This is a genomic window from Gluconobacter potus (genome assembly GCF_015244705.1).
In the GTDB taxonomy this organism is placed as follows: Bacteria; Pseudomonadota; Alphaproteobacteria; order Acetobacterales; family Acetobacteraceae; genus Gluconobacter; species Gluconobacter potus.
Map to the genome: position 1 here is coordinate 17922 of NZ_JABCQF010000014.1, position 22635 is coordinate 40556.

Here is a 22635-nt window from a genome sequence, read left to right on the forward strand (position 1 = left end):
GTCCTCATTCCTTTTCCGACAGATCGATGGAGGAAGATCCGCCCCCGCCATCGGCGGAGCGGATAACATGGGCGGCCTCAGCAGCATGAGCGGCGGCATTGCGGCGCTTCATCTTCTGAGCCCAGCGGGGCGGTTCGCCGGAACCGCCACCATCTCCACCAGACGGACCCTCACCGGTAGGGCCGCCACCCGTGGGGCCATCCCCTTCTCCGGCAGGACCACCGCCTCCAGAAGGTGCCGGTCCGTTATCCCCGGCTCCGCCTTCGCCTCCCTCCCCCATCCCGCGCGCGGCCCAGCGTCCACCGGCGGCATAGCTTTCCTTGAGGGATGAACCGGCACGCGAAGCCGCCCCTTTGACGGCATTCGCGACATTTCCACCGACGGCCCGGCCCATGCCTCCGATCCCGGCGGCCATGCTGCCCGCGCCGCCAGACGCGCCTGCGGCTCCGGCCGAATAGGCGGAGGTAGCAGCCCCGGCAATCGCGGCCCCTCCCCGCGCGGCGGCAGCCGTGGCGCCGAGGGCTGCGGCACCACCGGAAGCAACAGCCCCGACACCGGCCGCCGCAGCAGCACCCATGGCGCCAACCGCCATGCCGGTACCGACTGCCGCTCCCGCGCCAAGCTGCGGTGCGCCGGAAATCAGCCCATTGGCGATGCTGCCGCCAAAAATGGACAGGCCGACAATTGCAAGGGAGGCCAGCACCACCGAGACGGACTGCCCGATCGTGGGAACGTCGCTGCCGTAGGAGGTTGAGAACTGGGCGAACAGAACCGACGCGATAGCGGAAATGACCGCCAGCACCATGATCTTCACACCCGACGAGACGACATTGCCCAGCACCTTTTCCGCCAGAAAGGCGGTGCGGCTGAACAGGGCGAAGGGGATCAGGATGAAACCCGCCAGCGTGGTCAGCTTGAATTCGATCAGGGCAACAAAAAGCTGCACGGCCAGAATGAAGAACGCCGCGAGCACGATCAGCCACGACAGACAGAGCACAAAGATCTGAATGAAGTTCGTAAAGAAGGCGACAGGACCAAGGAGATTATGGACTGAATCCAGAAGCGGCTGGGCTGCATCGAAACCCGTGGATGCCAGTCGGCCGGGCCGCAGGAAGTCTCCGAGTGCCAGATTGCCGCCACCGGCTCTCAGGCCAAGGGCCGCAAAACTGTCAAAGACGGTCTTCGACAGACTGGAGAAATTGCTGATCAGAAAGGAAAAGAATCCGATATAGAGCGTCTTCTTCACCAGACGCTGGATGATGTCCTCATCAGCAGCCCAGGCCCAGAACAGGCCAGCCAGCGCCATATCCAGCACGGACAGTGTTCCTGCTAGTGAGATCACATTCCCCTTCACCAGACCGAAGCCGCTGTCGATGGTGGTGGTGAAGGTATTCAGGAAAGTGTCGATAACGCCCACATTGCCCATCGCCATGGCGGTCAGTTCCCGCTGCTGCCGAAAATGGACACCGTGCCGGGCACATAGGCGTCATGCTGTGAAAAATGCTGATACTGGGCTTCACTTTCCGCTTCCGTCGCAGCATCGCGCGCCTGTTGCAGGGCTGTGGCGCGGCCATTGGCAGCAAGTTCGGCCTGAATGTCGGATAACTGACGGGACTGTAGCGCCAGAAGCTGGTTTCCTGCCTGCGCCGCCTGCAACGCGCCCGTGGAGGTCTGGCTGGAAGAGACAAGCTGGGTCATGGCCGAACTGTCGCTGGGGATGTTTCCTACCACCCGAGCCTGAAGCTTCAGGGCATCTTCGAACCCGCCCACGGAATTCTGCCACCGTGTCTGTGCCTGGCTGAACAGGGCACTGTCTGACATGCCGGACGAGATTGAGGTGTACGCCTGCTGGTATTGCTGCTCGACCGAGGTCACCGAATAAGCGATGTTCTGTGCCTGCGCGAGCAAGGCTGTTGTCTGGGAAATCGTTGATTGCAGCGTCGACAATGTCGACAGTGGCAGGCTCGCCAGATTACGGCCCTGGTTGACCAGCATCTGCGCCTGATTGGCAAGAGATGTGATCTGGTTGTCGATCTGCTGAAGCGTGCGGGCCGCGATCAGCACGTTCTGGACGTGGTTCGCCCCATCATAGACCGCCCATTGGGCACGGGCCGGTCGTGAAAGGTCGAACGTTGCACCGAATGCCAGCGTAACAGAGGCGACAAGAGCAGTGCGATGGAAATGTTTTTCTCTCACACGCGCAAAAAAATCGGTCCGAAGCTGGCAATGTCTTTCCGTCATGGCACGTCCTCCGCCCCGCGATCGTCGCGCAACAGATCCGCCGCCCATGACACGCCCCGCGCGTCAAACCACGCGAGGAGAAAACCGTCCCGGCCGTGTTCCGCCAGCACTGCATCGATCAGCTTGTGATCGTCCTTCCCTGATGCTGCGCATAAGGCGAGTGCGACAGGCCCGAGCCCCAGTTCGAACAGGCGATTGCCGCGTTGCGTCTGGCAGTAATAGTCCCGCTTCGACGCGGCCCGCGCGATGATGGCGATCTGTCGGTCGTTCAGGCCAAAATCCCGATAGAGCGCCATGATCTGCGGCTCGATCGCCCGCTCGTTAGGCAGGAATATCCGTGTCGGGCAGCTTTCCACCACCGCCGGAGCAATGCGGGAATTGGCAATATCCGACAGGGACTGGGTGGCGAAGATGACGCTGGCGTTCTTTTTGCGCAGGGTTTTCAGCCACTCTCGCAACTGGCCGGAGAAATCCCCGTCATCGAGAACCAGCCAGCCCTCATCGATGACCAGCAGGGTCGGCCGGCCGTCCAGACGGCCTTCGATGCGGTGGAACAGGTACGACAGAACGGAGGAGGCCGCGCCCGAGCCGATCAGACCTTCGGTTTCGAACACCACCACATCGGCATCCCCGATACGCTCGGCATCCGCATCCAGGAGGCGGCCGTAGGGACCACCGAGGCAGTAGGGCGCCAACGCCTGCTTCAGGGCGTTGGACTGGAGAAGCGCGACCAGGCCGGACAGGGTCCGCTCACGGGCAGGCGACGATGCCAGCGAATTCAGAGCCGACCAGAGGTGAGACTTCACCTCCGGGGTCAGCGCCACCCCCTCGCCGACAAGGATCTGACCGAGCCATTCACTGGCCCATTTGCGCTTATCCGGATCATCGATCCGCGCCAGCGGCTGAAGTAATACGCCGCTGCCCTCTTCTCCAGACAGATCGGCATCTGTCAGTCCACCCCCGAGATCGCGCCAATCGCCTCCCATCGCCAGCGTTGCCGCGCGCATCGACCCGCCAAAATCGAAGGCAAAAATCTGCGATCCCGCATAGCGACGGAACTGGAGCGCCATGAGCGCCAGCAGCACGGATTTACCTGCCCCGGTCGGTCCCGCGATTAGCGTATGACCCACATCGCCGACATGCAGGGAAAACCGGAACGGCGTGGCCCCTGCCGTTTTGCCATAAAACAGCGGTGCGGCCTTGAAATGCCCATCCATCTCCGGCCCTGCCCACACGGCGGAAAGCGGAATCATGTGCGCCAGATTCAGGGTCGAGACCGGGGGCTGCCGCACATTGGCGTAGACATGCCCCGGCAGAGATCCCAGCCACGCCTCCACCGCGTTCAGGCTTTCCGCCATGCAGGTGAAGTCACGGCCCTGAATGATCTTTTCCACGAGGCGAAGTTTTTCCGCCGCTATGCTGGCGCTGCCATCCCACACCGTCACCGTGGCCGTGATGTAAGCCTGCCCGACATCATCCGCGCCCAGCGACTGCAACGCCAGATCGGCATCGGCTGCCTTGTTGGCGGCATCGTTATCCACGAGAACTGACGCCTCATTGGTCATCACTTCGCGGACAATGGCTGCGATACTCTTGCGCTTTGCGAACCACTGGCGCCTGATTTTCGTCAGCACCTTGGTGGCGTCGGTCTTGTCCAGCAGGATGGCGCGGGTGGACCAGCGATAGGGCATGGCCAGCCGGTTCAGGTCGTCCAGGATTCCGGGGAAAGTCCGCGACGGGAAACCCGTAATGGTCAGGGTTTTCAGGAAGGCATCGCCCAGCTTTGGCTCCAGACCACCCGAAAGCGGCTGGTCCACCAGCAGGGCATCCAGATGCATCGGAATTTCCGGCACCCGGACCCGCTGGTTCCGGGTGGAGATGGTACTGTGCAGATAAGTCAGCATCTCACCGTCATCCAGCCATGCCGCCTCGGGCATGAAGCCATCCAGCAAGGCCAGCATCCGATCCGTGCGGTCCACGAACGTATGGAGCATGCCATGCGGATCGGGACCATCGCGTTCCCTGCCTTCATAGAGAAAACGCTCGGCGCGACCTGATGATTCCGCCGGTGGCAGCCAGACCAGGGTCAGAAAATACCGACTCTCGAAATGCGCGCCCTCATCCTCGAACTGCTCCCGGCGCTCCAGGTCGACCATCTGGCTGGCTGCGTCGGGAAAGTCACCGTCAGGATAGAGTGTCGCCGGGACGCGCTGCGCTTCCACGAACACCGCCCAGCCTGAGCCAAGGCGACGGAGCGCATTGTTCAATCTTCCGGTCACACCGACCAGTTCCGCTGGTGTTGCGCTATCGAGATCGGGACCACGTATTTTTGCGGTGCGCTGAAAACTGCCGTCCTTGTTCAGGACGACGCCCTTTTCGACCAGCGCGGCCCAGGGCAGGAAATCAGACAGCAGGGAGTTTCGGTTGCGATATTCGCCAAGGGACATCATGGCCCTGTCCTCCCTCTACGCACGAAGCCAGGCGGGATAACGGAGATGCCGTCGTCCCACCTCGATGAAGACCGGATCGCGTTTCGCACCCCAGACCGCGAGCCCATGGCCGACGATCCAGAATGCGGCCCCGATCAGCCACAGCCGCAGACCAAGGGCGATCGCTGCCGCCAGCGTGCCGTTGGCGATGGCAACGGCGCGGGGCGCACCACCGAGCAGGATGGGATCGGTCAGCGAGCGATGCACCGGGACATGGAAGCCCGGCACGGCATCATCGTCATATCCCACGGCCATCAGATCAGCGCCCCACCGGAGAACGAAAAGAACGACAGGAAGAAGCTGGACGCGGCAAAAGCAATGGATAGACCAAAGACAATCTGGATCAGGCGGCGGAACCCGCCGGATGTTTCCCCGAAGGCCAGCGTCAGGCCGGTCACGGTAATGATGATCACCGAGATGATTTTGGCGACCGGTCCCTGCACGGATTCCAGAATCTCGTTGAGCGGGGTTTCCCACGGCATGCTGGATCCTGACGCCCATGCCGACGACGCGAAAGCAAACGACAGCAACAGGGACGTTCCGAATACACGGAGATCCCGCACATGCCAGTCAGGACGTGCGACAGCGCACACGACGGCGCGCAGACGTGAAGGCGGCCTCATGATGACTCTCCATTGGCAGAGCAGGATGTTTCGGGAGACGAGAAGCTGACCGGACGGATGCGATAGGCACCCGTCACGGGATCTAGGCCATCGATTTCTGCCAGTTCGGACAGGTGGCGGGCCGTGCCGCGTCCGGACAGGACCGCGATGACGTCGATGGTTTCCGCGATCATGGCGCGTGGCACTGTGACCACCGCCTCCTGGATCAGTTGTTCCAGCCGATACAGGGCCGCGAGCACTGATCCGGCATGTAGTGTACCGATACCGCCGGGATGGCCGGTGCCCCATGCTTTCAGCAGGTCCAGCGCCTCGGGGCCGCGCACCTCACCAATCGGGATACGGTCGGGCCGCAGGCGCAGGGCGGACCGCACCAGTTCGGACAGGGTTACGACACCATCCCTTGTACGCATGGCGATCAGATTGGGGGCTGTGCATTGCAGTTCCCGCGTATCTTCGATCAGCACGACGCGATCACCGGTTTTCGCGACCTCGGCCAGCAGCGCATTGACCAGCGTGGTCTTGCCGGTCGATGTCCCGCCGGCGACCAGGATGTTTTTCCGTTCCGCGACCGCGCGGCGCAGAAATACCGCCTGCCCCACCGTCATGATTCCGGCGGCGACATAATCGTCGAGGGTGAACACGGCCACGGCGGGCTTGCGGATGGCGAAACTCGGGGCGGTCACGACGGGCGGGAGCAATCCCTCGAACCGCTCACCGGTTGGCAGTTCCGCCGATACGCGCGGTGCTGCCTCATGCACCTCCGCCCCGACATGGTGCGCGACCAGGCGTACGATGCGCTCGGCATCGGCCGGCGTAACCCTGTCGCCGGTATCGCCCAGCCCCTCGGACAGGCGGTCGATCCACAGCCTGCCATCGGGATTGAGCATCACCTCGACAATGGCAGGATCAGCGAGGTGCCGGGCAATCGCCGGTCCCATCGCCGTGCGCAGCATGGACATGCCGCGTACCGTGGCCCTTTCATGGATGCTGGAAACTGACATGATTTTCCCCGCTATGAGCCGAACACGATGCGCGGACAGCAACGGGGCAATTAAGAAAGGCAGGAAACCACGCGGTTCAACAGGAATTCATGCGTCGTAGGGCGGTGGGGAAACGTAGGGCAAAAATACTTGCAGGGTGCGGAAATTACGAATCCGGTTCATCCTGTAAGGCAGGATCGGAAACATCGTCTGGAATTTCCTGCTGGAGTCTCGGTCCCTGGGCCAGCCTGCGACCGAGGGCCGAGACAAAATTATCGTAACGCGCCCCGGCCTGCGCCCGTGCTGCCCTGGCAGCCGGTTCAGGCAAGGGCGGGGTCGTGGTGAGCCAGAAGCGGATGAACAGCGCCAGGGTCTCCACCGTGATGCCGATATCGCGCTCCAGCCGCGCAAGACGCCGGTCCTGCCGGTCGAGGCGCTTCGATGTTGCAGCCTCGCGGCGCTCCTCCCCGTCGGGCGACAGAAAGGAAGCGACGGCAGCCTCCACGATCAGGGACATCGGCTGCGCACGTCGCGCGGCATAGGCGGAGAGGGTCTTCATCACATCAGGGTCGAGATAGACGGAGATCTGGGCTTTCTTTTTTGCCATCACCATACTTTCCTCACAGTTCCAGCTCGTCGCCACAGTCGAGCGATGCCTGCCGGGCCACACCGCGCATGAGATCGTTCATCCGGTTGTTACGGGGCGCGATGTCGTCGAATTCGTCAGTCGGGTCGGGTGCGAATTCATTTTCCATCGGCTCCTTCTTCTCGACCGTTCCCTCACCCAGTTCTGGCTGACGGCGGCGGGCAGACTGTTTCGGGTCTTCATCCCCCTCGTCCTCCGTCGGCTCCGCCCCGGCATCCGGCGCCGGTGGGCGTGGCGGCAACGGTCGCGTGCTCCAGTCGTCGGGACGGCCATCTTTCGGGCGCGGAAGATCAGGCGGAGGAAGAACGCGCTCGCGGAAGCGGTCATCCTCGAAATAGCGGGCCTTCTTCGCGCGGATCGGATAGAGACCGGAGACCATGACGATCTCGTCCGCTGGCGGGAGCTGCATGACTTCTCCCGCCGTCAGCAGCGGGCGTGCCGTCTCCGAGCGCGAAACCATCAGATGGCCCAGCCAGGGCGAAAGCCGGTGCCCCGCGTAGTTCTTCATCGCCTTCATCTCGGTGGCAGTCCCAAGCGCGTCAGACACACGTTTCGCCGTCCGCTCATCGTTGGTGGCGAAGCTCACCCGGACATGGCAGTTGTCGAGGATCGAATTGTTCGGCCCATAAGCCCGTTCGATCTGGTTGAGGGACTGGGCGATCAGGAAGCTTTTGATCCGGTAGCCCGCCATGAAAGCCAGCGCCGATTCAAAGAAATCCAGACGCCCGAGGGCCGGAAATTCGTCGAGCATCAGTAGCAGGCGCCGTCGCTGTGCCGCAGCCTCCAAGTCTTCCGTCAGCCTACGGCCAATCTGGTTCAGCACCAGCCTGATCAATGGCTTGGTGCGGCTGATATCCGAGGGGGGCACGGTCAGGTAAAGCGTCACTGGGCGGTCCCCTCCAACGATGTCGGCAATGCGCCATTCGCAGCGCCGGGTGACTTCCGCCACCACCGGATCACGGTACAGGCCAAGGAAGGACATGGCAGTGGAGAGCACGCCCGAGCGTTCATTGGGCGATTTGTTCAGCAGCTCGCGCGCGGCCGATGCAACAACAGGATGTGGCCACTTCTCACCCAGATGGTTTGTCCGCATCATGACCGACAGCGTGGTGGCGATCGGGCGCTTCGGGTCCGACAGGAAATTGGCGACACCGGCGAGGGTTTTGTCTGGCTCGGCATAGAGGACATGCAGGATGGCGCCGACAAGCAGGGAGTGTGAGGTTTTCTCCCAGTGATTGCGCTTCTCCAGACTGCCTTCCGGGTCCACGAGGATATCGGCGACATTCTGGGCATCGCGGACTTCCCACTCTCCACGCCGGATTTCCAGTAACGGGTTATAGGCGGACGAGATCGCATTGGTCGGGTCAAACAGCACGACGCGACCGAAACGGGCGCGAAATCCCGCCGTCAACTCCCAGTTCTCGCCCTTAATGTCGTGGACAATAGCTGAGCCAGGCCAGGTCAGAAGCGTCGGGATGACCATACCGACACCCTTGCCACTGCGCGTTGGTGCAAAGGTCAGGACGTGCTCCGGTCCGTCATGGCGCAGATAGGCCTTGCCATACCGGCCAAGCACCACCCCATCCGGGTCAAGCAGCCCGGCTTTCGCGATCTCGTCCGGGTCCGCCCAGCGTGCCGACCCGTAGGTTTCGATTTTCCTGGCTTCACGGGCGCGATGGACCGACAGCGTCACGGCGGCGGCGAAAGCCAGCACCCCACCCGATCCGGCCATCCACGCCCCGCGCGCAAAGACGTTCGGGGCATAGGCGTCGAATTCGAACCACCACCAGAAAAACAGCGGCGGCGCGTAGACCGACCAGTGATGGAACAGCACGAACCAGGGCCGACCGAGTTCAGGCTGGAAGCCCAGTTCCCAGGCCGTCCATTGGGTCGCGGCCCACCAGGACAGGACGACAATGGACAGGACCACCGCGACCTGTCCCCATTGAATTTTGGTTCCCGGCATTTTCGATTCCTCCTTGCGCAGGAACAGGTCGGGCGGCCATTTTCCGTTCCGCAAGGGCTTTTCCCGCGTCGTCGCATCCCGGCGCATGGCAGGGAAAAAATACTTGTCCGGTGCGGCCCAGACCGTCATCACATTGAGCGAAGGTCGCGGGAGTCGAATGATAACCGGGTCTTGTGGCTGGACGGGTGCTGCGGCCAACGATGATGCGAACCCCGACCAGACATGGATTTTCTGGCACTCCCTCTCATTATGTAGTAATGTTCCTACATTGCAGTCTGGAGGCCGGACATGAGCATCACCACACTTTCAAGCCGCGAGTTCAACCAGGACACCAGCCGGGCCAAGAAGGCGGCGGCCGAGGGACCGGTGTTCATCACCGACAGGGGACGCACGGCCCATGTCCTGCTCAGTATTGAGGAATACCGCCGTCTGACACACCATCCGCGCAAGATCGCGGACGCTCTGGCGATGCCGGAAGCTGCGGACATCGCATTCGATCCGCCTCGCGCCAATATCACACTCCGCCCGGCCGATTTTTCCTGATGTTCCTGCTGGACACGAACGTCGTTTCAGAACTGAGAAAAATCCGCGCCGGGAAGGCCGACCCGAACGTGGCGCTCTGGGCCGACAGCGTGGAGGCGGACGATCTGTATCTCTCCGCCATCACCGTCATGGAACTGGAAACCGGCATCCTGCGCGTGGAGCGCCGCGACGGAGCCACCGGCACGATCCTGCGGACCTGGCTGGAACAGCATGTCCTTCCCGCGTTCGAAAGGCGTATTTTTCCCGTCGATACGTCCGTAGCCCTGCGCTGCGCCCGGCTCCATGTTCCCGATCCCCGTTCGGAACGCGATGCGCTCATCGCCGCAACCGCGCTGGTTCATGGCAAGACGGTCGTGACCCGCAACGTCGCGGATTTCCTGCCGTGCGGCGTCCCCCTGCTCAACCCGTGGGAACCCCAGCCGAACTGACAGGAGCGCTGGTTCACAAACCCAGCCCCCTGTTCCGGGTGAAGGTCCAATCAACCCCGCCATCGTCGCGAGCGACACCGGAGACGTGCCTGCCCTGCTGCTTCTCCAGCGAGGGCGTCCAGGGCACGAGTTGAAACTGAAGCCCATCATCGATCATCGCATAGCGGCCGGAGGCCAGCACCATGCGCTGACGGTAGGTGCCCGTGATATACTCCCCCGAACCCGACTGGCTGAATGTCCGGCCTGTCTCGCTGGCCAGCCGCTCTCCAACCTCGTGAACCTCCCGGTCCCTGAGTTTGCCGATCAGATTACGCGCCAGCACCAATTCCTGTGCGCGGTGCTCGGCGAGCCCCTGCTCGATCAGTTGCTCGGCGCGCCGCTCCATCGCGTCACGTACTTCGGCGCCAAAACCCGCCTGCCCCAATGCGACAGGATCACGCGCCACCGCCTGCCGGTCGAGCCAGGTGGCCCCGCGCGCCGTCACCTGATCCTCGATCGACAGGTCAGAACGAACAGCCAGCGCAACACGACGCTGCCCCTTCCTGTCATCGAAGGCACGAAGCTCCACGACCGCCCCCATACTACCATCACCGGTCGCATCCAGATCGGGAAAGCGGATATGATGCGTGCGACCGTCCACACCGTCGATGACGGCGTAGGCCGTGCCTTTCAGTTCATCGTCCAGCCCGCGATCGACCAGCCTGCCGACGACAGGGACGTCGAGGCTTTCACCCGCCAACACATAGCTCGACGTGCTCCGCTCGATGCCGCGTTCAGTCAGGGAACGGTGAATGCGCTTGATGATGTCGCCGCGTTCGCCCAGTTCGCGTAACGTCGCTTCGGCGGACTCATCCAGCATCCATTGTCCCTGTCCGACCTGATGGGCGAGGCCGAGCCCCTCCAGGCGGCGCAGGCGGCCGACCTTCAGGGCCTCAAACGGATCAGGCTGCCGATCCGGCGCTGGCGCCACGTCGATGATGCCGCTGCGGCCCGCGTCGCGGACGAGTTGCCGGTCAAGCTGGGTCCAGTATTCGGCATCGACCTGACGTTCGAGGGCACGGTGAATTTCGATGTCATTGCGTTGCCCGAGTTCTTGCGTCACCAGATCCTGCGCACGGGCGCGCAACCCGTCTTTGATATAATCCCGCGAGATCACGAGGTCGCTGCCATCCTCGGCTACGCCGCGCACGAGGATGTGGACGTGGGGATGCCGGGTGTTCCAGTGATCCACCCCCACCCAGTCGAGTTTCGTGCCGAGATCTTTTTCCATCTGCCCGACCAGTTCGCGGGCATAGCCCTTGAGGTCAGCCATGTCCGGCGCGTCCTCCGGCGAGACGATGAAACGGAAGTGGTGGCGGTCGTCTTCGCAGCGTTCGGCGAAGGCCTTCGGGTCCGCATCGTCGATGCCGGGACCGAAGAGCCGTACCTTCTCACCGTCCTTCGTCACCCCTTCCCGGCGCAGGTAACGCAGATGGGCCGCGAGTGGAGCCTTGCGCCCGCTATGGCGTACGACACGGGCCTTGACGGTCACGCGGCGGGCACGGCTGGTCAGCAGGCGATTGGCCCTGGCTGCCGCGACACGGCCACGCCCGAAGGCCGAACGGGAACCGCCGCCGTTGCGACCCGATCGGAACCCACCGCCTCCGGCACGCTGGGCCGAGGCGAGGGCCTGGGCGACGAAGGGCTTGAGCCGCTGGGCGCGTGGTGAGCGGATGCGACCCAGACGGGGCTGGAAGTCATTCTCGCGCGCCATCACTGCCTCCAATGTGCGAAAAAGCCAGGAGCAACAACGAAATACGGGGTCGGCAAACATTGCCGGTAAGGGCGGAACATTGTCGGAAGGCAGAAAAAACACAGAAAAACCAACACCCCAACCGAGGCGCAATGTGCGCCCTTTTATCTCGCCTCTCCTTAACCCCACCCCAAAGTGCCTGTTCCACCCTGCCAGCACCCAATCCGCGATGCTGGTCCCTGCCCCGATTGCCCTGCGCGAACCACCGCATACCGGTAGAGGAAATGATGCCTGGACGCGCATTCATGGCATCGCTCGTGATGCGGAAGAGACGACGAACAACCCACCGGAAAGCGGCCTGACAGGCGCAAGACCATGCGCGATGATGTCACTTCGAACACCATTCGGCGGCAGCTTCATTGCAACCGGAACGCCTTTCCCCGCATCGTCCGACTGCGCGGCAAAAATCGGCGCGCTGGTCCAGAACAGCGGGTCGGGATGCGAAACCAGCAGCAATGGATCTACACCGCCCTGACCGATCAGGGGCAGCAATCCGGCGACATAGGCGCGCGTTTCGGGTGGCAGCGGACGTTGCCGATCACGGTAGTCCTCATAGCGCCCCGGCCCGGCGTTATAGGCTGCCAGAAAGCCCGGAGAGCCATAGCGATCATGCATCTCGCGCAGGAACGCAGCGCCTGCAAGAATGTTGTCATGCACATCGAACGGATCGCTTCCCAGCCCGTAACGGGTACGAAGGTCGCTCCAGGTCGTGGGCATGATCTGCATGAGGCCGAGCGCGCCTTTTGATGAAATCGCGCTAATATCACCACCGCTCTCAGCGCTCATTACGGCCCGTATCCATGTGGCGGGAATGTCGAAGCGCTGCACGGCTTCAGCGATCACGGCACCATAAGGATCGGTGTCAGCGGGCGCTGGAACCGATGCCGCCCATGACAGGTCAGGTGCGCCCGATACGCCGATTGCAATGACACCAACAGCGAGGAAGAAGATGCGTCGCATCGTCTCATTCCCCGCGTTCGACACGTCGTGACGGACGCGTCCAGTTCAGCACCCAAACCGCACGCTCCCCACCGGCACGGAAGAGATTGGCCCGGATCGGTTGTGCAAAGGCGGGGTCGTCGAGGGCTACGGCGATGTATTCACCAGCCCTCTCGCCGGTGCGTTTCCAGCCAGCACCAACCTCCGGGCCATCGGCATCGGTGAGATGGATGCGGTAATCCGAGGCATGTTCGGCGTCGGAAAACTCAGCCGGAACGAGAAGGATATCCTGCGCCACGGTGAGGGTGCGAATGCGCCCGGCAAAACCGGTTTTCGTGCGCGTGAAAAGACCGATCTGTGCCATTTCATTGCCCTTTCGGAGACGGGTTGGTGGTCACGATGGCAGGCTGGTTACTCCCGGATGGAAGCCAGACCGGGGTGGCACGACCGATGACGGTGGAAACGGGCAACGGGCCGAAATACCGACCATCGAGACTGCGTGGTTCAGCCGTGTTCATGACAAAAATCTGGCCGGAATCGAGACGATGGCAGCCCTGCCAGAAGGGGAGCGGACGGCCACGGTGATCGACGGATTGCGCGTCGCCAGCGAATTGCCCGTCGATGGTGATGCGTTGTCCCGTACGGCACACGGACTGCCCCGCGACAGCCGCTACGGGCTTGAGCAGGGGCACGCCAGACGGCAGATACCCCCGACGCGCCAGCAGCATCGCCTCGCGCTCGGGCAGACGGACAGCAACCAGATCACCGACATGCGGCGCGGGAACCGGGTGCAATCGGTACAACCCGACGGGCACGCTCGCCGTCTCGTTCCAGATCAGGCGTGGCGCAGGATGAACGACCATTGACGCGCCCACACCGAGCACGGCGAAATAGGTCGCAAAGAACCAGCCACGCCGGGTCATGACGTCACCTGCCGCCGCTTGAGCCATGCTGAATGTTGCTCGCGCGTATAGGCACGCGGCTCATGTCCGGCCGTAATGCGATGGTGCAGATGCCGCCAGTATTCGGGCGCTGCATCCGCCGGATCGAGACCCAGTGCCTCAATGGCGTCGACCGCCCGGAGCACATGTTCGACCCGTGGCCAGCTATCGACACGCAGGAGGATTTCGCCGCCGGGACGCACGAACGGCAAAGTCTGGAACACTTCGCCAGCCCTGACCGCGCGCACGATATCCAGCCGGGAGACGGTGATACCGAGGTCATTGGACGCCCAGCGCACAAAGGCGAAAACACTTCCTGGCGCGAAACTGGAAATGCGGCGGCGGTCATCGAGTATCTGCTCGTCACTGCAATGCCCGAAGCGCAGCCAGTGTTCGATGCGCCTGTCGATCCAGGTCAGTTCGACATGCGTCAGTGCCGCCGGATGCCGGTGGGAGATAGGAGACTGTCTGGTCATGGCCCTACTCCCGGCCCCTTGAAGGGGGCAATGGACGGGCAAGAGGGGTTATCCGCAGAACGGCGCTTCCCATCAACATAAGAGTTAGATTCTAAGTTAGATAAGTTAAGGGCCGGAATCACCGTTTCAGGCCAAAGACTTAGCTGGGGTTTGTGCGTGTGAAGTCCCGATAGTCCTGCGTGTGATGTCCCGATAGTGGATGCGTGTGAAGTCCCGATACCATTCGCATAGTTATCCACAGGATGTGTGGATAAATCAGTTGGCAGGATGCGCAGTAACTCGCGCGCGCCAGCACGTTCAATGTTCAGGCGATAGCCTGGCAAGGGCTGGCTGGCGGCGGCACGCCGGATCTGGATGGCAAAGTCCGAGGGACGCATCAGGCTGCCGGATTTCTGGTGCAGATGCCCGATCTCGAAAGTCCAGCCGGTAGGTTGACGACCCGCGTGTTTGCGGGCCACGCGGTAAAGCCAGCGCTCGATGCCGCCCGTCAGCCGGAAATAGGCCGGGTCGATGGCCAGCACCAGCGAACGGTCGATCACGCCACGATAGAGCCATTCCGGAATGACGATCTCGACACCAGCGGCGCGACCGTTCCGGCTGGCGCAGATTTCCCACTCGGTAATCCAGGAAAACTGCTGCCGTCGCCAGTTCTGGCCGTTGCGGATCGTGGTGGCGACCACGGTGGACTGGAGCCGGGCAAGTGCCGCCCTGAGCAGCCCATAATCCCGCGCCCCGGTCTGTCGGCCGATACCGGTGAGCAGCTGATAGGGAGTGAAGCGCAGGAAGCGTGACGTTGTCAGGCCGAGATTTTCCGCCTCGACAATCTGGCTGGCGGCCCAGATCAGCACGTCAGCGTCCCAGATCGTCGCCATGCCGTGCTCGGGCATCCCGAACACCTCAACGCGCGTGTCCCCTACTGCGTAGAGGATTGGCGTCGTGCGCTTCGTTTTGGACAGGGAGAAAAACGGTCGCTCCATCAGATCGCGCTGGTCGCGCGGACTGATCTCGCCGCTGGCGACAACGAACGGCAGGAGCCTGCTGCGCTCACTGGCCGTGAGGATGTGGCGGGCCTGCATGTCCATCCTCCCCTCACCGGCGATTAAGGCCGGCAGAGCGGGCCTCGTCATAATTCGGATCAGAGGTGGACCGGCAGGCGCTGGCGGTAGCCCAGGCGTCGAGGTCGTCGATCAGGTAGACGACACGACCGCCAAGCTTGCGGAAGGTCGGACCACTGCCATGGCAGCGGTATTTTTCCAGCGTGCGGGGAGAAAGGCCTAGAATCTGCGCGGCCTGATGTGTGCGCAGGTAGCGTGCCGGTGACGGCGCGTGTCTGTCGAGCATGGTATGCCTCCATCTGGTCTCGAAGCGCCGCAGGAATGATGCGGCGGATCGGGATGACGGTGGCGAAGAAAGCAGGCGTTGGGGGTGGACGAAGATTTTTCAGACTCAGTGTCCACCCTTCGTGTACCGGGACGTGCATGGGCGATACCGCGCGGAGCCGGGCGTGAAGCAGCGTGGGGAAAATGGGGGATCGCAGCGGGAAGGAGCGAAAACAGGCAGCACTATTTTCCGCGTAGAAAATCCAGATAACCGCCTTTGACCCGGTTCCGGGCGTCAAGAAGCAGGCGCTCCGCATGGCGACGCGCCGCCGTGTTGCGCCATTCGACCGCCGGTAAATCCGCCTGCCATGAACGATTGGCCGCAATGGCGATATCGCGGACGGTGCCGCCCGCTTCGTGAATATCGAAGGCGAGAAGGAGCAGTATCTGCCGCGCACGTTGCAACGGGGTCAACTGGAGGGCGCGCGGAAGCAGGCCAACGCGCTGGCCGCGCTGCCTGCGAAAGAAACGCAGCGCCACGTCGAGACGCAGTTCAGCGGCGTCGTCCATCGGCAGGAGCACGGCGGGTCGAACGATAGCCAGCGGGCTCAGAAGCCGAAGGTAAAGATTGCCAGCCACATCGCCGATCACCAACCACGCGTCGTCTTCCGCATCATGACGGGCCAGAAGGGTTCCAAGCACCGCCGGATTGATCGGGGTCACGATGGCGAAATCCGATGGCGCGGGCGTGAGGATCAGTGTGGCCGGTGAAACCTCGGGCCGCCAGATCATGCGCCCCTGAGGGACGGGTTCATCGGGCGCATGGACAAAAGCAGAGCCCCCAGCGTCGGGAGAACGCCGCGCACTCGGCGGCGGAATCCACGCCCCGACGGCCGATCCGCCGTTGCAGGCGGGCATAGTCGCGGCGATAGGTGGTGTTACGGCGGAGAAATTCGACGGCGAAACCGGAGCGGTCCAGACGGCTGATATGGTCGCGCAGTTCCGGTGAACGCCATAAAGGTGTTGGCATGCGGGCCTCCCTGTCTGTCCCCCCATGCGGCAAAAGGGGAAGCTTCCATCAGCCAGAGCGGGAGCGGGAGTGCATAGACCCTGATTTTTTATCGGGGAGAGAAGCGCAGGGCAGATGCGGGTGCCGGGGCGAAGCCCGGCTATTGCAGGCGCGGTTGCAGCAGATACTGGAAACCGGCTTCGCTCATCCAGCGCGCCCGTGCCAGATGCCTGCCATGAACGGCTTTCGCACGCAGCGGTTCGCGAACCGGGTCAATTTCGAACAGCACCGCAACGACTTCGCGCCAGTCCGCCCCTTCCTCGTCCGCGACCAGAAGGCGCAGGTAAAGCCCGAGATGCGCTTCGTCGTAGGCGTTTACCCGTTCGGTGAGAGGGGGATGGTCAAGGAAAGACGGGTCGGTCATGGCGGTTCCTCACGATACCGCTGCCAGATCGGTTCGATAACAAAGATCGGGATTGCCGACCGGCCAGGTTTGCATGACCCCGCCAGAAATCAGCACGCCCAACGGGGAAGGAATGACATGAACGGAACAGATCAGGGCGATTCCGCCCGACTACGCCCCCTACCCTGCCGCGTCTGGATATCGGAAGTCTCGTTAAGAAACATGACGCCGCGTCCCTGTCCGGACTCGATGAACAGAATGCCCGCCGCTTCCAGCGCGCGACGGACCTGATCGATCGTGCCCTCATGAACGCCCAGACCGCGTTCGGATTCTAGGCGCTTGAGCGCGGTCAATGCTACGAGGGCCTTTTCAGCGAGCCTTTCCTGTGTCCAGTTCAGGAGTGCCCGTGCCGCCCTTACCTGTCGGCCAGTGATCATCCACGATCACATCCGACACGCGGAGCCTGCACACCAGAAATACGACTATAATAGTCGCTTTGTGGATATTCAACATCGTTCTTTCAGGGGGATACCGAAAGAGAGTCGGCGTCTGGTTCCCGATTGTATTGGCGACCATGCAAAAAGACCCCCGCTCTATGCGGGGGCCGTCTCGTCGTGGCGCTCTGTTGCGCATCGTGCAAGCGCCTCGTTCAGTTCGCGCTCGATCTGCCGGCGCTCGCGGCGGCTCAGGTGAAAGCTGGTCAGTTCGGCGCGCAGCATCTGGATCTGGTCGTGTAGCGTGGTCATCGTCCTGCTCCTTTCGTTTTTCGAAGACAGGACGGACGGCTCATGCCGGGGTGGACCGGGTCAGGGATCGCCGAAGGCGACCGGCTTGCCGGCGTGTGGGGGAGCCGATTTTGTGCGGTGCGCCCGAAGGGTGCATCGGGCAAAATTGGGGGGACCACGCGTCCTTGACGCGGTTCGCCCTCGCGCATGGTACAATGGGAAGGCTGAGGGAAAGCCCCGTGTTCCTCCTGCGTCTCACGTCGGGCGACCTGCACTGCCGCCCGCGCCCCGGAAAAGCACGTGGGAAAATGAAAGCCCGGAAGGCCCCGCCCGGGGAGACCGGGCGGGGTTGGTGGTGGGGCGCTTACTCCCCGTTCCGGCTGCGGGGCCGGGTCCAGATGAGCGAGTAGCCCTCGCCCTCCTCGTCGGTGAACAGGTTGGCGAAGATCGGGGCGGCGAAGGAGGGATCGTCCAGCTTCAGACTCAGATAGGTGCGGCCTTCGCTGGAGCGGCGGGTCCAGGCGGCACCGAGTTCTACCCGTCCGAGGTAGACGCGGTAGTTGGGGGCGTTGTCGTTGGCGCGGTTGGTTTCGGCCACCAGACGGACGTTGCGGGCCTGCAGGGCCAGGGTGACGATTTCGCCTTCGAAGCCTTCGCCCACCTTCTTGAAGGAACCGATGTTAGCCATTGTCGTATCTCCATGCTGTTATCGGGCCGCGACCACCGTGGCCTCGATGGCGATCGACCAGCCGGAGGCGAGCGGCAGAGCACCCCTCGGGGCCGAAGCGCAGCGGAGGACGGCAGGGCCGGAACTTTCTTGTTTCGCGAGGAATGACGGCGCAGCCGGCAGGGGAAGAAAGTTCTGGAACGCCGTTGCGGCCAGCCGATCGAGGCGCAGCCGGTCTTCGGCTAGATCAGCCATCCGACAGAGGCCATGGTGTGCGGACCCGCCAGCCCCAAAGAGATACGATGCCGGCATGACCGGTCCGACAGGTGGGGGGACGATGCGATCTGGCGCGAGACTGTCACGCTGGCATTTTGGGAAACTGGCCCCGTCCGGTGGTCGTTTTTGCCGTCCCCGATGTTACGCCCCCTTTTCACCCGCTCATGGGCAGGGTTGCCCGTGCGGTGCGACAGGCCCCCGCTCCCGGCACAAGCGCATCCCGTTAGAGCGGGCCGGATGATCCCTCGTTCGCTGCCTGCCGTCCCGGCCCTTTCACCGATGGGGTTGGCGCGGGCGTTTCATCCCCATGGACCGTCCCCGCAGACACACGGGGCTGCCATCGAACTCCGTCCCGCCGGTTCTCCGGGCGGGGACTTCCAGGGGGCGGGCGAACGTGCCTACCGCCATCAGGTGCGCAGGAACTGGGGAGCCCGACGTCATTGCGGCTCAGACGTCAGACTTCATGTATCATGACGGTTTTACAAACCGTCGTGGAAATAATGCCCACCACGCTCTGTAAAAACCGTGCCGAGAAATCAGCACTGATCTTACACCCCGCCACACGCAACTTTCTTGACTTTATCAGGAATTACCATTTTTCTTGAAACCATGTTTGGACCTCCCAATGCTATGCAGATCAGAGTCTCAATCGACGATATCGAACCAGCCGTCTGGCGGCGTCTCGTCGTGCCTAGTGCGTGGAACCTGGAGCAGCTTCACCTCGCGATCCAGGCGGCCTTTAACTGGTGGAATTATCATCTCCATGAGTTCGAGATCGGGGGACTGCGTTACGGAAATGCCATTGAGGCTGCGGAAGGATCGGCCATCGGCGATCCTCAGGTCTTTGACGAGCGCCAGGTCCGGTTGCGAGATTTCCGCAACGCGGGCACGGCGTTCACCTACGTCTATGATTTTGGCGACGACTGGCGCCATACCGTAGAAATCGAAAATCTGCTTTTCCTCGAAAGCGCTCCCCAGCACGCGACCTGTGTTGACGGCGCGCGAGCCCGTCCGCCTGAGGATGTCGGCGGCATTCCAGGCTATGAGCAGTTTCTGGAGGTAATCGGCTCCCTCAAGGATCCCGAGCATCGGGAAACCAAGGCCTGGTGTGGTGGCCATTTCGATCCCGAGTGGTTCGATCTTGCAACCGTCGACAAGGATGTTCGAAACGCATTGAAGCCGAATGTGAAAAGAAGGCTTCATCAGCCGAAACCGAAAAAAAGCAAGTTGTAGATATCACTAAGTCAATCAGGCGTGTTTCAAGGTATAAGGTCAATGTTGTCGATCGGGATCGACGGCAGAACCGGGTTAAACGCGCCATGCCTTATCTTTCAGGCATTGAAAGACCGTCAATACGGTAGCCCTATGCTACCGTGCCGATTTCTCGGCACGGTTTCCTCACAACCTGTCAGGCACTATTCTTTTTCTGAAACCGCCAGACCGGGATACCCATCTGCTTCGCCTTGTCGGCCAGATTGTCCTGAATGCCCGAACCCGGAAATACCATGACGCCGACGGGCAGGACTTTCAGCAGGGCGTCGTTGCGCCGGAACGGGGCGGCTTTGCCGTGCCGGTTCCAGTCCGGTTTGAAGGCAATCTGTGGAATTTCGCGATGATCGGCCCAGCGGGAAGCGATGAATTCCGCGCCCTTGGGCGAGCCACCATGCAGCAGCACCATGTCGGGATGCTTCTCACGCACCTTGTCCAGCCGGTTCCAGATCAGGAGATGGTCCTCGTAATCGAGCCCGCCGGTCACTGCGACCTTTGGCCCGGGTGGCACGAGCAGCTCCGTTTCGGCCTTGCGGCGGGCGTTGAGGAAATCGCGGCTGTCGATCATCGACGCCGTCAGGGTGCTCCGGCTGACCAGCGAGCCGGAGCGTGGCCGCCAGGGCGACATCGTCAGGCGTTCGAACTGGTCGCAGGCGAGGGCGCGGAATATCTCATAGGCATTGCGTCGCTCCAGCAGGGTCAGCCCCTCGGCGATGAGGCGCTCCAGTTCCACCGAGCGGATCTCGCTGCCATCCTGTTCCTGCTGGCTGCGTTTCTGCGCCTGCTCGTTACGGTCAAGATCACGCTCCACCTGCCCGACCATACGGTGAAAGACGTTGACGGTGGACCAGAGCAGCGGTTCGAGATCAGGTTCCAGCCGCGTGTCGGTCAGTGTGGCTGACAGGGCATCGAAGATATCGGCAATCGCGCCCTCGATCTGGCTGGCGTCGGGCAACGGCCTCGCGTCCGGCTCGTCCTCGAAGGGACGATGGCCGTAAAGCTGGAGTTCCGCCAGCACATGAGCGGTGGAAGAGGTAGCGTGTGCGGGTTCGAAATCGTGCTGTGTGCGGGTCATGGGTCTGTCCTCCGGTTCTGGCCGCGCCCCTCGCGGCCTTTCCGGGGGCGGACAGCGGCAGACGAAGGCCGGGCCGGAACCGCGCAACGCGCGGCCGCAGCGCAGCGGAGGATGGCAGGGAGACGGCTATTTTGCTTCGCGATGCAAAGCGCGGCACGCGCGGCGGAAAATAGCCGGTTCCGCCATTGCAGGCCCGGCCTGGCTGACGCCCGCTCCCCTTCCAGAAAGGCCGCGGGCGCGCCCCATCCGGAAACAGGACAGCCCTGCGCACACTGGAAAGAAGAAGACCCTCACACCCCCTTCCCGGGCCGCCTCAGTGCGTGACGGGATGCAGAAACCGCGCCACGTCCTGCGGGGCAAGCTGGGGATGCAGGATTGCCCGCATCGCGCCACGCCCGAGGTAGCGGAGATCATCGTTGAAGTCCGCCAGACGCGGTGACAGCACGAGGCACTCGATCCCGGCTTCCTGCGTCCGGGTCTGCAGGATCGTCACCGCATGGTCTCCGGCCGGATCGTCATCGCGCAGCACGTAGAGGCGGCGCAGCGTATTTGGAAACATCATGGCGGCGAGATGCGCCGAGGACAGGCAGGCGGCCAGTGGCAGAGCGGGCATGATCTCATGGAGCGAGAGCACCGTCTCGATGCCCTCGCCCGCCGCCAGAACGTCGGACACCGTGCCAAAGCGCACGGCATTGCCGAGCAGGTCGCCCAGGGCACGGCGCGGATGATCGACCGGCGCCTTGCCGCGCCCGTCCGCCGCCAGCCAGGTCCGATGAACCCCGGTCAGGGTGCCGTCGAGGTCGGTGACGGCGGTGATCATGGCGGGCCAGGTCTCGGTCGGACTGTCCTCGTCCGGACGGTAAAAGCAGCGCGGATGGAAGTGCAGGGCTGCGGTTCCGTGCAAACGCGTAATGTCGCGTCTGCGGAGATACATTTCTACGGACGTGCCCGCGATCGGCCCGGACATGGCCCAGAGCCGTCGCGCGGCTTCGGACGAACTGGCGGAACCACGCTCACGGGCAGGCCGGTCCTGTGACGGCGGCACCGGATCAGGGCGAGGCAGACTGAGGAAGGCGCGCGCCTCGTCGACCACGTCGCGGAAATCCACCAGACCGAGGCTTTCGCGGATCACGTCAAGCAGGTCGCCATGCTCGCCAGACTGCGCATCGGTCCACTTACCGGCCCTGCCGTTGGCGGTATCGTGCAGCCGGACAAACAGCGACCGGCCGGGGGTGTTGCGTACGTTACCGACCAGCCAGTAATTGCCATGACGGCGACCGGCGGACAGATAGCGTCGGCATACCGCCTCCGCGTTCTCCGCCAGACGGTGAGCCAGATCCCCAGCATCATGTCCAGTCATCGCCTTGCCCTCCTGTGTCGGGATTGCCTCCGTCCAGGGCAATCGCCAGCCAGCGATCAGTGGTCATCCATGAAATCGCTTTGCGCCTGCCAAGGTCAAGCAGATGCGCGCCGCCGCTGAAGGCGCCGATCCGGGGGCGGGATGCCGTATTGGCCCACTGGAATCCCCATCGGCCCCGCAACCGGAATGTTCGCGCACAGCGCAGCACGAACTCCACAACCTGATGCGGATCTCCGGTCGTCTCATCGTGCATCCAGAGTTTCGTGCCGCCATATTCAGGCACGATCGACAGAATGAAACCGTCAGAGGGCGGGTCTTCCGCCGCCAGTTCGTCCATGAATTCATTGTAGAGATCGAGCCCCTTTGCGGCATTGTCCACCGTGCCCACGTCGAGCACGCAGGAAAAATGCGTGAAAAAATCAGCCATCGGAAAAACTCCCGAAACGAAAAAAGCCCGGCGCAGGGGCC

28 protein-coding genes are annotated in these 22635 nt (G+C 62.8%); 3 read left to right on the plus strand and 25 right to left on the minus strand.

Translation table 11 applies throughout. From position 1 onward, the window contains the following. Nucleotides 1–4: 4 nt before the first annotated feature. From trbL to HKD31_RS13880, 8 genes are all read right to left on the minus strand, one after another. Entirely contained in the window at nt 5–1432 is a 1428-nt protein-coding gene (gene trbL, locus HKD31_RS13845) for a P-type conjugative transfer protein TrbL (RefSeq protein ID WP_034933517.1), read from the minus strand. A gap of 5 nt (nt 1433–1437) precedes the next feature. Next, nucleotides 1438–2241 (minus strand): P-type conjugative transfer protein TrbJ, encoded by an 804-nt coding sequence (trbJ, locus tag HKD31_RS13850; RefSeq protein ID WP_034933520.1) that lies wholly within the window; start codon nt 2239–2241, stop codon nt 1438–1440. Further along, a complete protein-coding gene (trbE, locus tag HKD31_RS13855) occupies nt 2238–4691 on the minus strand; it encodes a conjugal transfer protein TrbE (RefSeq protein ID WP_110581268.1) in 2454 nt (817 codons plus the stop codon). Before trbE ends, trbJ begins: the two co-directional genes overlap by 4 nt. Before the next feature lie 15 nt (nt 4692–4706). After that, nucleotides 4707–4985 (minus strand): VirB3 family type IV secretion system protein, encoded by a 279-nt coding sequence (locus HKD31_RS13860; RefSeq protein WP_007397919.1) that lies wholly within the window; start codon nt 4983–4985, stop codon nt 4707–4709. Beyond that, nucleotides 4985–5353, minus strand: a complete 369-nt coding sequence (locus HKD31_RS13865) for a TrbC/VirB2 family type IV secretion system protein (protein WP_034933525.1) — start codon at nt 5351–5353, stop codon at nt 4985–4987. Before HKD31_RS13865 ends, HKD31_RS13860 begins: the two co-directional genes overlap by 1 nt. Continuing rightward, nucleotides 5350–6354, minus strand: coding sequence for a P-type conjugative transfer ATPase TrbB (gene trbB, locus HKD31_RS13870; RefSeq protein ID WP_082770880.1), 1005 nt, complete (start codon nt 6352–6354; stop codon nt 5350–5352). Before trbB ends, HKD31_RS13865 begins: the two co-directional genes overlap by 4 nt. A 145-nt stretch (nt 6355–6499) precedes the next feature. Next, nucleotides 6500–6946, minus strand: a complete 447-nt coding sequence (locus HKD31_RS13875) for a hypothetical protein (protein ID WP_010517994.1) — start codon at nt 6944–6946, stop codon at nt 6500–6502. A gap of 7 nt (nt 6947–6953) precedes the next feature. Next, nucleotides 6954–8945 carry a conjugal transfer protein TraG gene (locus tag HKD31_RS13880; protein WP_010517992.1) on the minus strand — a complete coding sequence of 664 codons (1992 nt, stop codon included), beginning with the start codon at nt 8943–8945 and terminating at the stop codon, nt 6954–6956. A 288-nt stretch (nt 8946–9233) separates the two neighbouring features. On the opposite strand from HKD31_RS13880, the gene HKD31_RS13885 reads away from it, so the two are divergent. Beyond that, the gene (locus HKD31_RS13885; protein ID WP_010517990.1) at nt 9234–9488 is read left to right on the plus strand and encodes a type II toxin-antitoxin system Phd/YefM family antitoxin; all 255 of its coding nucleotides are present in this window, start codon (nt 9234–9236) and stop codon (nt 9486–9488) included. Further along, on the plus strand, nt 9488–9916 hold the full coding sequence (locus HKD31_RS13890; protein WP_034932826.1) for a type II toxin-antitoxin system VapC family toxin: 429 nt from the start codon (nt 9488–9490) through the stop codon (nt 9914–9916). The genes HKD31_RS13885 and HKD31_RS13890 overlap by 1 nt, the downstream gene beginning before the upstream one ends. A gap of 13 nt (nt 9917–9929) precedes the next feature. Here HKD31_RS13890 and HKD31_RS13895 read toward each other — a convergent pair whose 3' ends face one another. From HKD31_RS13895 to HKD31_RS13960, 14 genes are all read right to left on the minus strand, one after another. After that, nucleotides 9930–11669, minus strand: a complete 1740-nt coding sequence (locus HKD31_RS13895; protein WP_034932823.1) for a relaxase/mobilization nuclease domain-containing protein — start codon at nt 11667–11669, stop codon at nt 9930–9932. A 282-nt stretch (nt 11670–11951) separates the two neighbouring features. Further along, on the minus strand, nt 11952–12668 hold the full coding sequence (locus tag HKD31_RS13900; RefSeq protein ID WP_034932820.1) for a lytic transglycosylase domain-containing protein: 717 nt from the start codon (nt 12666–12668) through the stop codon (nt 11952–11954). A gap of 4 nt (nt 12669–12672) precedes the next feature. Beyond that, nucleotides 12673–13011, minus strand: coding sequence for a DUF736 domain-containing protein (locus HKD31_RS13905; protein ID WP_034932818.1), 339 nt, complete (start codon nt 13009–13011; stop codon nt 12673–12675). 1 nt (nt 13012) lies between these two features. Further along, nucleotides 13013–13570, minus strand: coding sequence for a S26 family signal peptidase (locus HKD31_RS13910; RefSeq protein ID WP_084149795.1), 558 nt, complete (start codon nt 13568–13570; stop codon nt 13013–13015). Beyond that, complete coding sequence (locus HKD31_RS13915) at nt 13567–14064, minus strand: DUF2840 domain-containing protein (RefSeq protein ID WP_034932813.1); 498 nt, start codon at nt 14062–14064, stop codon at nt 13567–13569. Before HKD31_RS13915 ends, HKD31_RS13910 begins: the two co-directional genes overlap by 4 nt. Beyond that, a complete protein-coding gene (locus HKD31_RS13920) occupies nt 14061–15146 on the minus strand; it encodes a replication initiator protein A (RefSeq protein WP_197713592.1) in 1086 nt (361 codons plus the stop codon). Before HKD31_RS13920 ends, HKD31_RS13915 begins: the two co-directional genes overlap by 4 nt. 7 nt (nt 15147–15153) lie before the next feature. After that, on the minus strand, nt 15154–15405 hold the full coding sequence (locus HKD31_RS13925; RefSeq protein WP_084149793.1) for a helix-turn-helix transcriptional regulator: 252 nt from the start codon (nt 15403–15405) through the stop codon (nt 15154–15156). Between the two features lie 221 nt (nt 15406–15626). Then, entirely contained in the window at nt 15627–16175 is a 549-nt protein-coding gene (locus HKD31_RS13930; RefSeq protein WP_223846632.1) for a DUF2285 domain-containing protein, read from the minus strand. Nucleotides 16176–16194: 19 nt separating this feature from the next. Continuing rightward, nucleotides 16195–16413 (minus strand): transcriptional regulator domain-containing protein, encoded by a 219-nt coding sequence (locus HKD31_RS13935; protein WP_075595803.1) that lies wholly within the window; start codon nt 16411–16413, stop codon nt 16195–16197. Nucleotides 16414–16552: 139 nt separating this feature from the next. After that, nucleotides 16553–16816 (minus strand): hypothetical protein, encoded by a 264-nt coding sequence (locus tag HKD31_RS13940; protein WP_034932810.1) that lies wholly within the window; start codon nt 16814–16816, stop codon nt 16553–16555. 131 nt (nt 16817–16947) lie between these two features. After that, complete coding sequence (locus tag HKD31_RS13945) at nt 16948–17232, minus strand: helix-turn-helix domain-containing protein (protein WP_034932808.1); 285 nt, start codon at nt 17230–17232, stop codon at nt 16948–16950. 156 nt (nt 17233–17388) lie between these two features. Then, entirely contained in the window at nt 17389–17541 is a 153-nt protein-coding gene (locus HKD31_RS13950; RefSeq protein WP_166498132.1) for a hypothetical protein, read from the minus strand. Nucleotides 17542–17884: 343 nt separating this feature from the next. Continuing rightward, nucleotides 17885–18208, minus strand: a complete 324-nt coding sequence (locus HKD31_RS13955) for a DUF736 domain-containing protein (RefSeq protein WP_034930119.1) — start codon at nt 18206–18208, stop codon at nt 17885–17887. Between the two features lie 18 nt (nt 18209–18226). Then, a complete protein-coding gene (locus tag HKD31_RS13960) occupies nt 18227–18442 on the minus strand; it encodes a hypothetical protein (protein ID WP_034932806.1) in 216 nt (71 codons plus the stop codon). A gap of 651 nt (nt 18443–19093) precedes the next feature. Here HKD31_RS13960 and HKD31_RS13965 point away from each other — a divergent pair. Continuing rightward, nucleotides 19094–19696 (plus strand): plasmid pRiA4b ORF-3 family protein, encoded by a 603-nt coding sequence (locus HKD31_RS13965; RefSeq protein WP_239015994.1) that lies wholly within the window; start codon nt 19094–19096, stop codon nt 19694–19696. A gap of 175 nt (nt 19697–19871) precedes the next feature. On the opposite strand, the gene HKD31_RS13970 is transcribed toward HKD31_RS13965, so the two are convergent. The 3 genes from HKD31_RS13970 to HKD31_RS13980 form a co-directional block, all read right to left on the minus strand. Further along, on the minus strand, nt 19872–20807 hold the full coding sequence (locus tag HKD31_RS13970) for a DUF2493 domain-containing protein (RefSeq protein WP_034932802.1): 936 nt from the start codon (nt 20805–20807) through the stop codon (nt 19872–19874). Between the two features lie 313 nt (nt 20808–21120). Continuing rightward, nucleotides 21121–22167 (minus strand): DUF7146 domain-containing protein, encoded by a 1047-nt coding sequence (locus HKD31_RS13975; protein WP_034932798.1) that lies wholly within the window; start codon nt 22165–22167, stop codon nt 21121–21123. Beyond that, nucleotides 22154–22594 carry a hypothetical protein gene (locus HKD31_RS13980; protein ID WP_034932795.1) on the minus strand — a complete coding sequence of 147 codons (441 nt, stop codon included), beginning with the start codon at nt 22592–22594 and terminating at the stop codon, nt 22154–22156. Before HKD31_RS13980 ends, HKD31_RS13975 begins: the two co-directional genes overlap by 14 nt. Between the last annotated feature and the right edge of the window lie 41 nt (nt 22595–22635).

Excerpts from the sequence above, each read along its gene's own strand:
- HKD31_RS13900 (WP_034932820.1), bottom strand. The coding sequence starts at position 12,668 with ATGCGACGCATCTTCTTCCTCGCTGTTGGTGTCATTGCAATCGGCGTA.
- HKD31_RS13905 (WP_034932818.1), bottom strand. The coding sequence starts at position 13,011 with ATGGCACAGATCGGTCTTTTCACGCGCACGAAAACCGGTTTTGCCGGG.
- trbL (WP_034933517.1), bottom strand. The coding sequence starts at position 1,432 with ATGGCGATGGGCAATGTGGGCGTTATCGACACTTTCCTGAATACCTTC.
- HKD31_RS13955 (WP_034930119.1), bottom strand. The coding sequence starts at position 18,208 with ATGGCTAACATCGGTTCCTTCAAGAAGGTGGGCGAAGGCTTCGAAGGC.
- HKD31_RS13890 (WP_034932826.1), top strand. The coding sequence starts at position 9,488 with ATGTTCCTGCTGGACACGAACGTCGTTTCAGAACTGAGAAAAATCCGC.
- HKD31_RS13885 (WP_010517990.1), top strand. The coding sequence starts at position 9,234 with ATGAGCATCACCACACTTTCAAGCCGCGAGTTCAACCAGGACACCAGC.
- HKD31_RS13865 (WP_034933525.1), bottom strand. The coding sequence starts at position 5,353 with ATGAGGCCGCCTTCACGTCTGCGCGCCGTCGTGTGCGCTGTCGCACGT.
- trbE (WP_110581268.1), bottom strand. The coding sequence starts at position 4,691 with ATGATGTCCCTTGGCGAATATCGCAACCGAAACTCCCTGCTGTCTGAT.
- HKD31_RS13880 (WP_010517992.1), bottom strand. The coding sequence starts at position 8,945 with ATGCCGGGAACCAAAATTCAATGGGGACAGGTCGCGGTGGTCCTGTCC.
- trbJ (WP_034933520.1), bottom strand. The coding sequence starts at position 2,241 with ATGACGGAAAGACATTGCCAGCTTCGGACCGATTTTTTTGCGCGTGTG.
- HKD31_RS13895 (WP_034932823.1), bottom strand. The coding sequence starts at position 11,669 with ATGGCGCGCGAGAATGACTTCCAGCCCCGTCTGGGTCGCATCCGCTCA.
- HKD31_RS13925 (WP_084149793.1), bottom strand. The coding sequence starts at position 15,405 with ATGCTCGACAGACACGCGCCGTCACCGGCACGCTACCTGCGCACACAT.
- HKD31_RS13920 (WP_197713592.1), bottom strand. The coding sequence starts at position 15,146 with ATGGACATGCAGGCCCGCCACATCCTCACGGCCAGTGAGCGCAGCAGG.
- HKD31_RS13940 (WP_034932810.1), bottom strand. The coding sequence starts at position 16,816 with ATGACCGACCCGTCTTTCCTTGACCATCCCCCTCTCACCGAACGGGTA.
- HKD31_RS13970 (WP_034932802.1), bottom strand. The coding sequence starts at position 20,807 with ATGACCCGCACACAGCACGATTTCGAACCCGCACACGCTACCTCTTCC.
- trbB (WP_082770880.1), bottom strand. The coding sequence starts at position 6,354 with ATGTCAGTTTCCAGCATCCATGAAAGGGCCACGGTACGCGGCATGTCC.
- HKD31_RS13965 (WP_239015994.1), top strand. The coding sequence starts at position 19,094 with ATGCAGATCAGAGTCTCAATCGACGATATCGAACCAGCCGTCTGGCGG.
- HKD31_RS13915 (WP_034932813.1), bottom strand. The coding sequence starts at position 14,064 with ATGACCAGACAGTCTCCTATCTCCCACCGGCATCCGGCGGCACTGACG.
- HKD31_RS13975 (WP_034932798.1), bottom strand. The coding sequence starts at position 22,167 with ATGACTGGACATGATGCTGGGGATCTGGCTCACCGTCTGGCGGAGAAC.
- HKD31_RS13980 (WP_034932795.1), bottom strand. The coding sequence starts at position 22,594 with ATGGCTGATTTTTTCACGCATTTTTCCTGCGTGCTCGACGTGGGCACG.
- HKD31_RS13860 (WP_007397919.1), bottom strand. The coding sequence starts at position 4,985 with ATGGCCGTGGGATATGACGATGATGCCGTGCCGGGCTTCCATGTCCCG.
- HKD31_RS13950 (WP_166498132.1), bottom strand. The coding sequence starts at position 17,541 with ATGACCACGCTACACGACCAGATCCAGATGCTGCGCGCCGAACTGACC.
- HKD31_RS13935 (WP_075595803.1), bottom strand. The coding sequence starts at position 16,413 with ATGCCAACACCTTTATGGCGTTCACCGGAACTGCGCGACCATATCAGC.
- HKD31_RS13930 (WP_223846632.1), bottom strand. The coding sequence starts at position 16,175 with ATGATCTGGCGGCCCGAGGTTTCACCGGCCACACTGATCCTCACGCCC.
- HKD31_RS13910 (WP_084149795.1), bottom strand. The coding sequence starts at position 13,570 with ATGACCCGGCGTGGCTGGTTCTTTGCGACCTATTTCGCCGTGCTCGGT.
- HKD31_RS13945 (WP_034932808.1), bottom strand. The coding sequence starts at position 17,232 with ATGATCACTGGCCGACAGGTAAGGGCGGCACGGGCACTCCTGAACTGG.
- HKD31_RS13960 (WP_034932806.1), bottom strand. The coding sequence starts at position 18,442 with ATGGCTGATCTAGCCGAAGACCGGCTGCGCCTCGATCGGCTGGCCGCA.
- HKD31_RS13875 (WP_010517994.1), bottom strand. The coding sequence starts at position 6,946 with ATGGTGATGGCAAAAAAGAAAGCCCAGATCTCCGTCTATCTCGACCCT.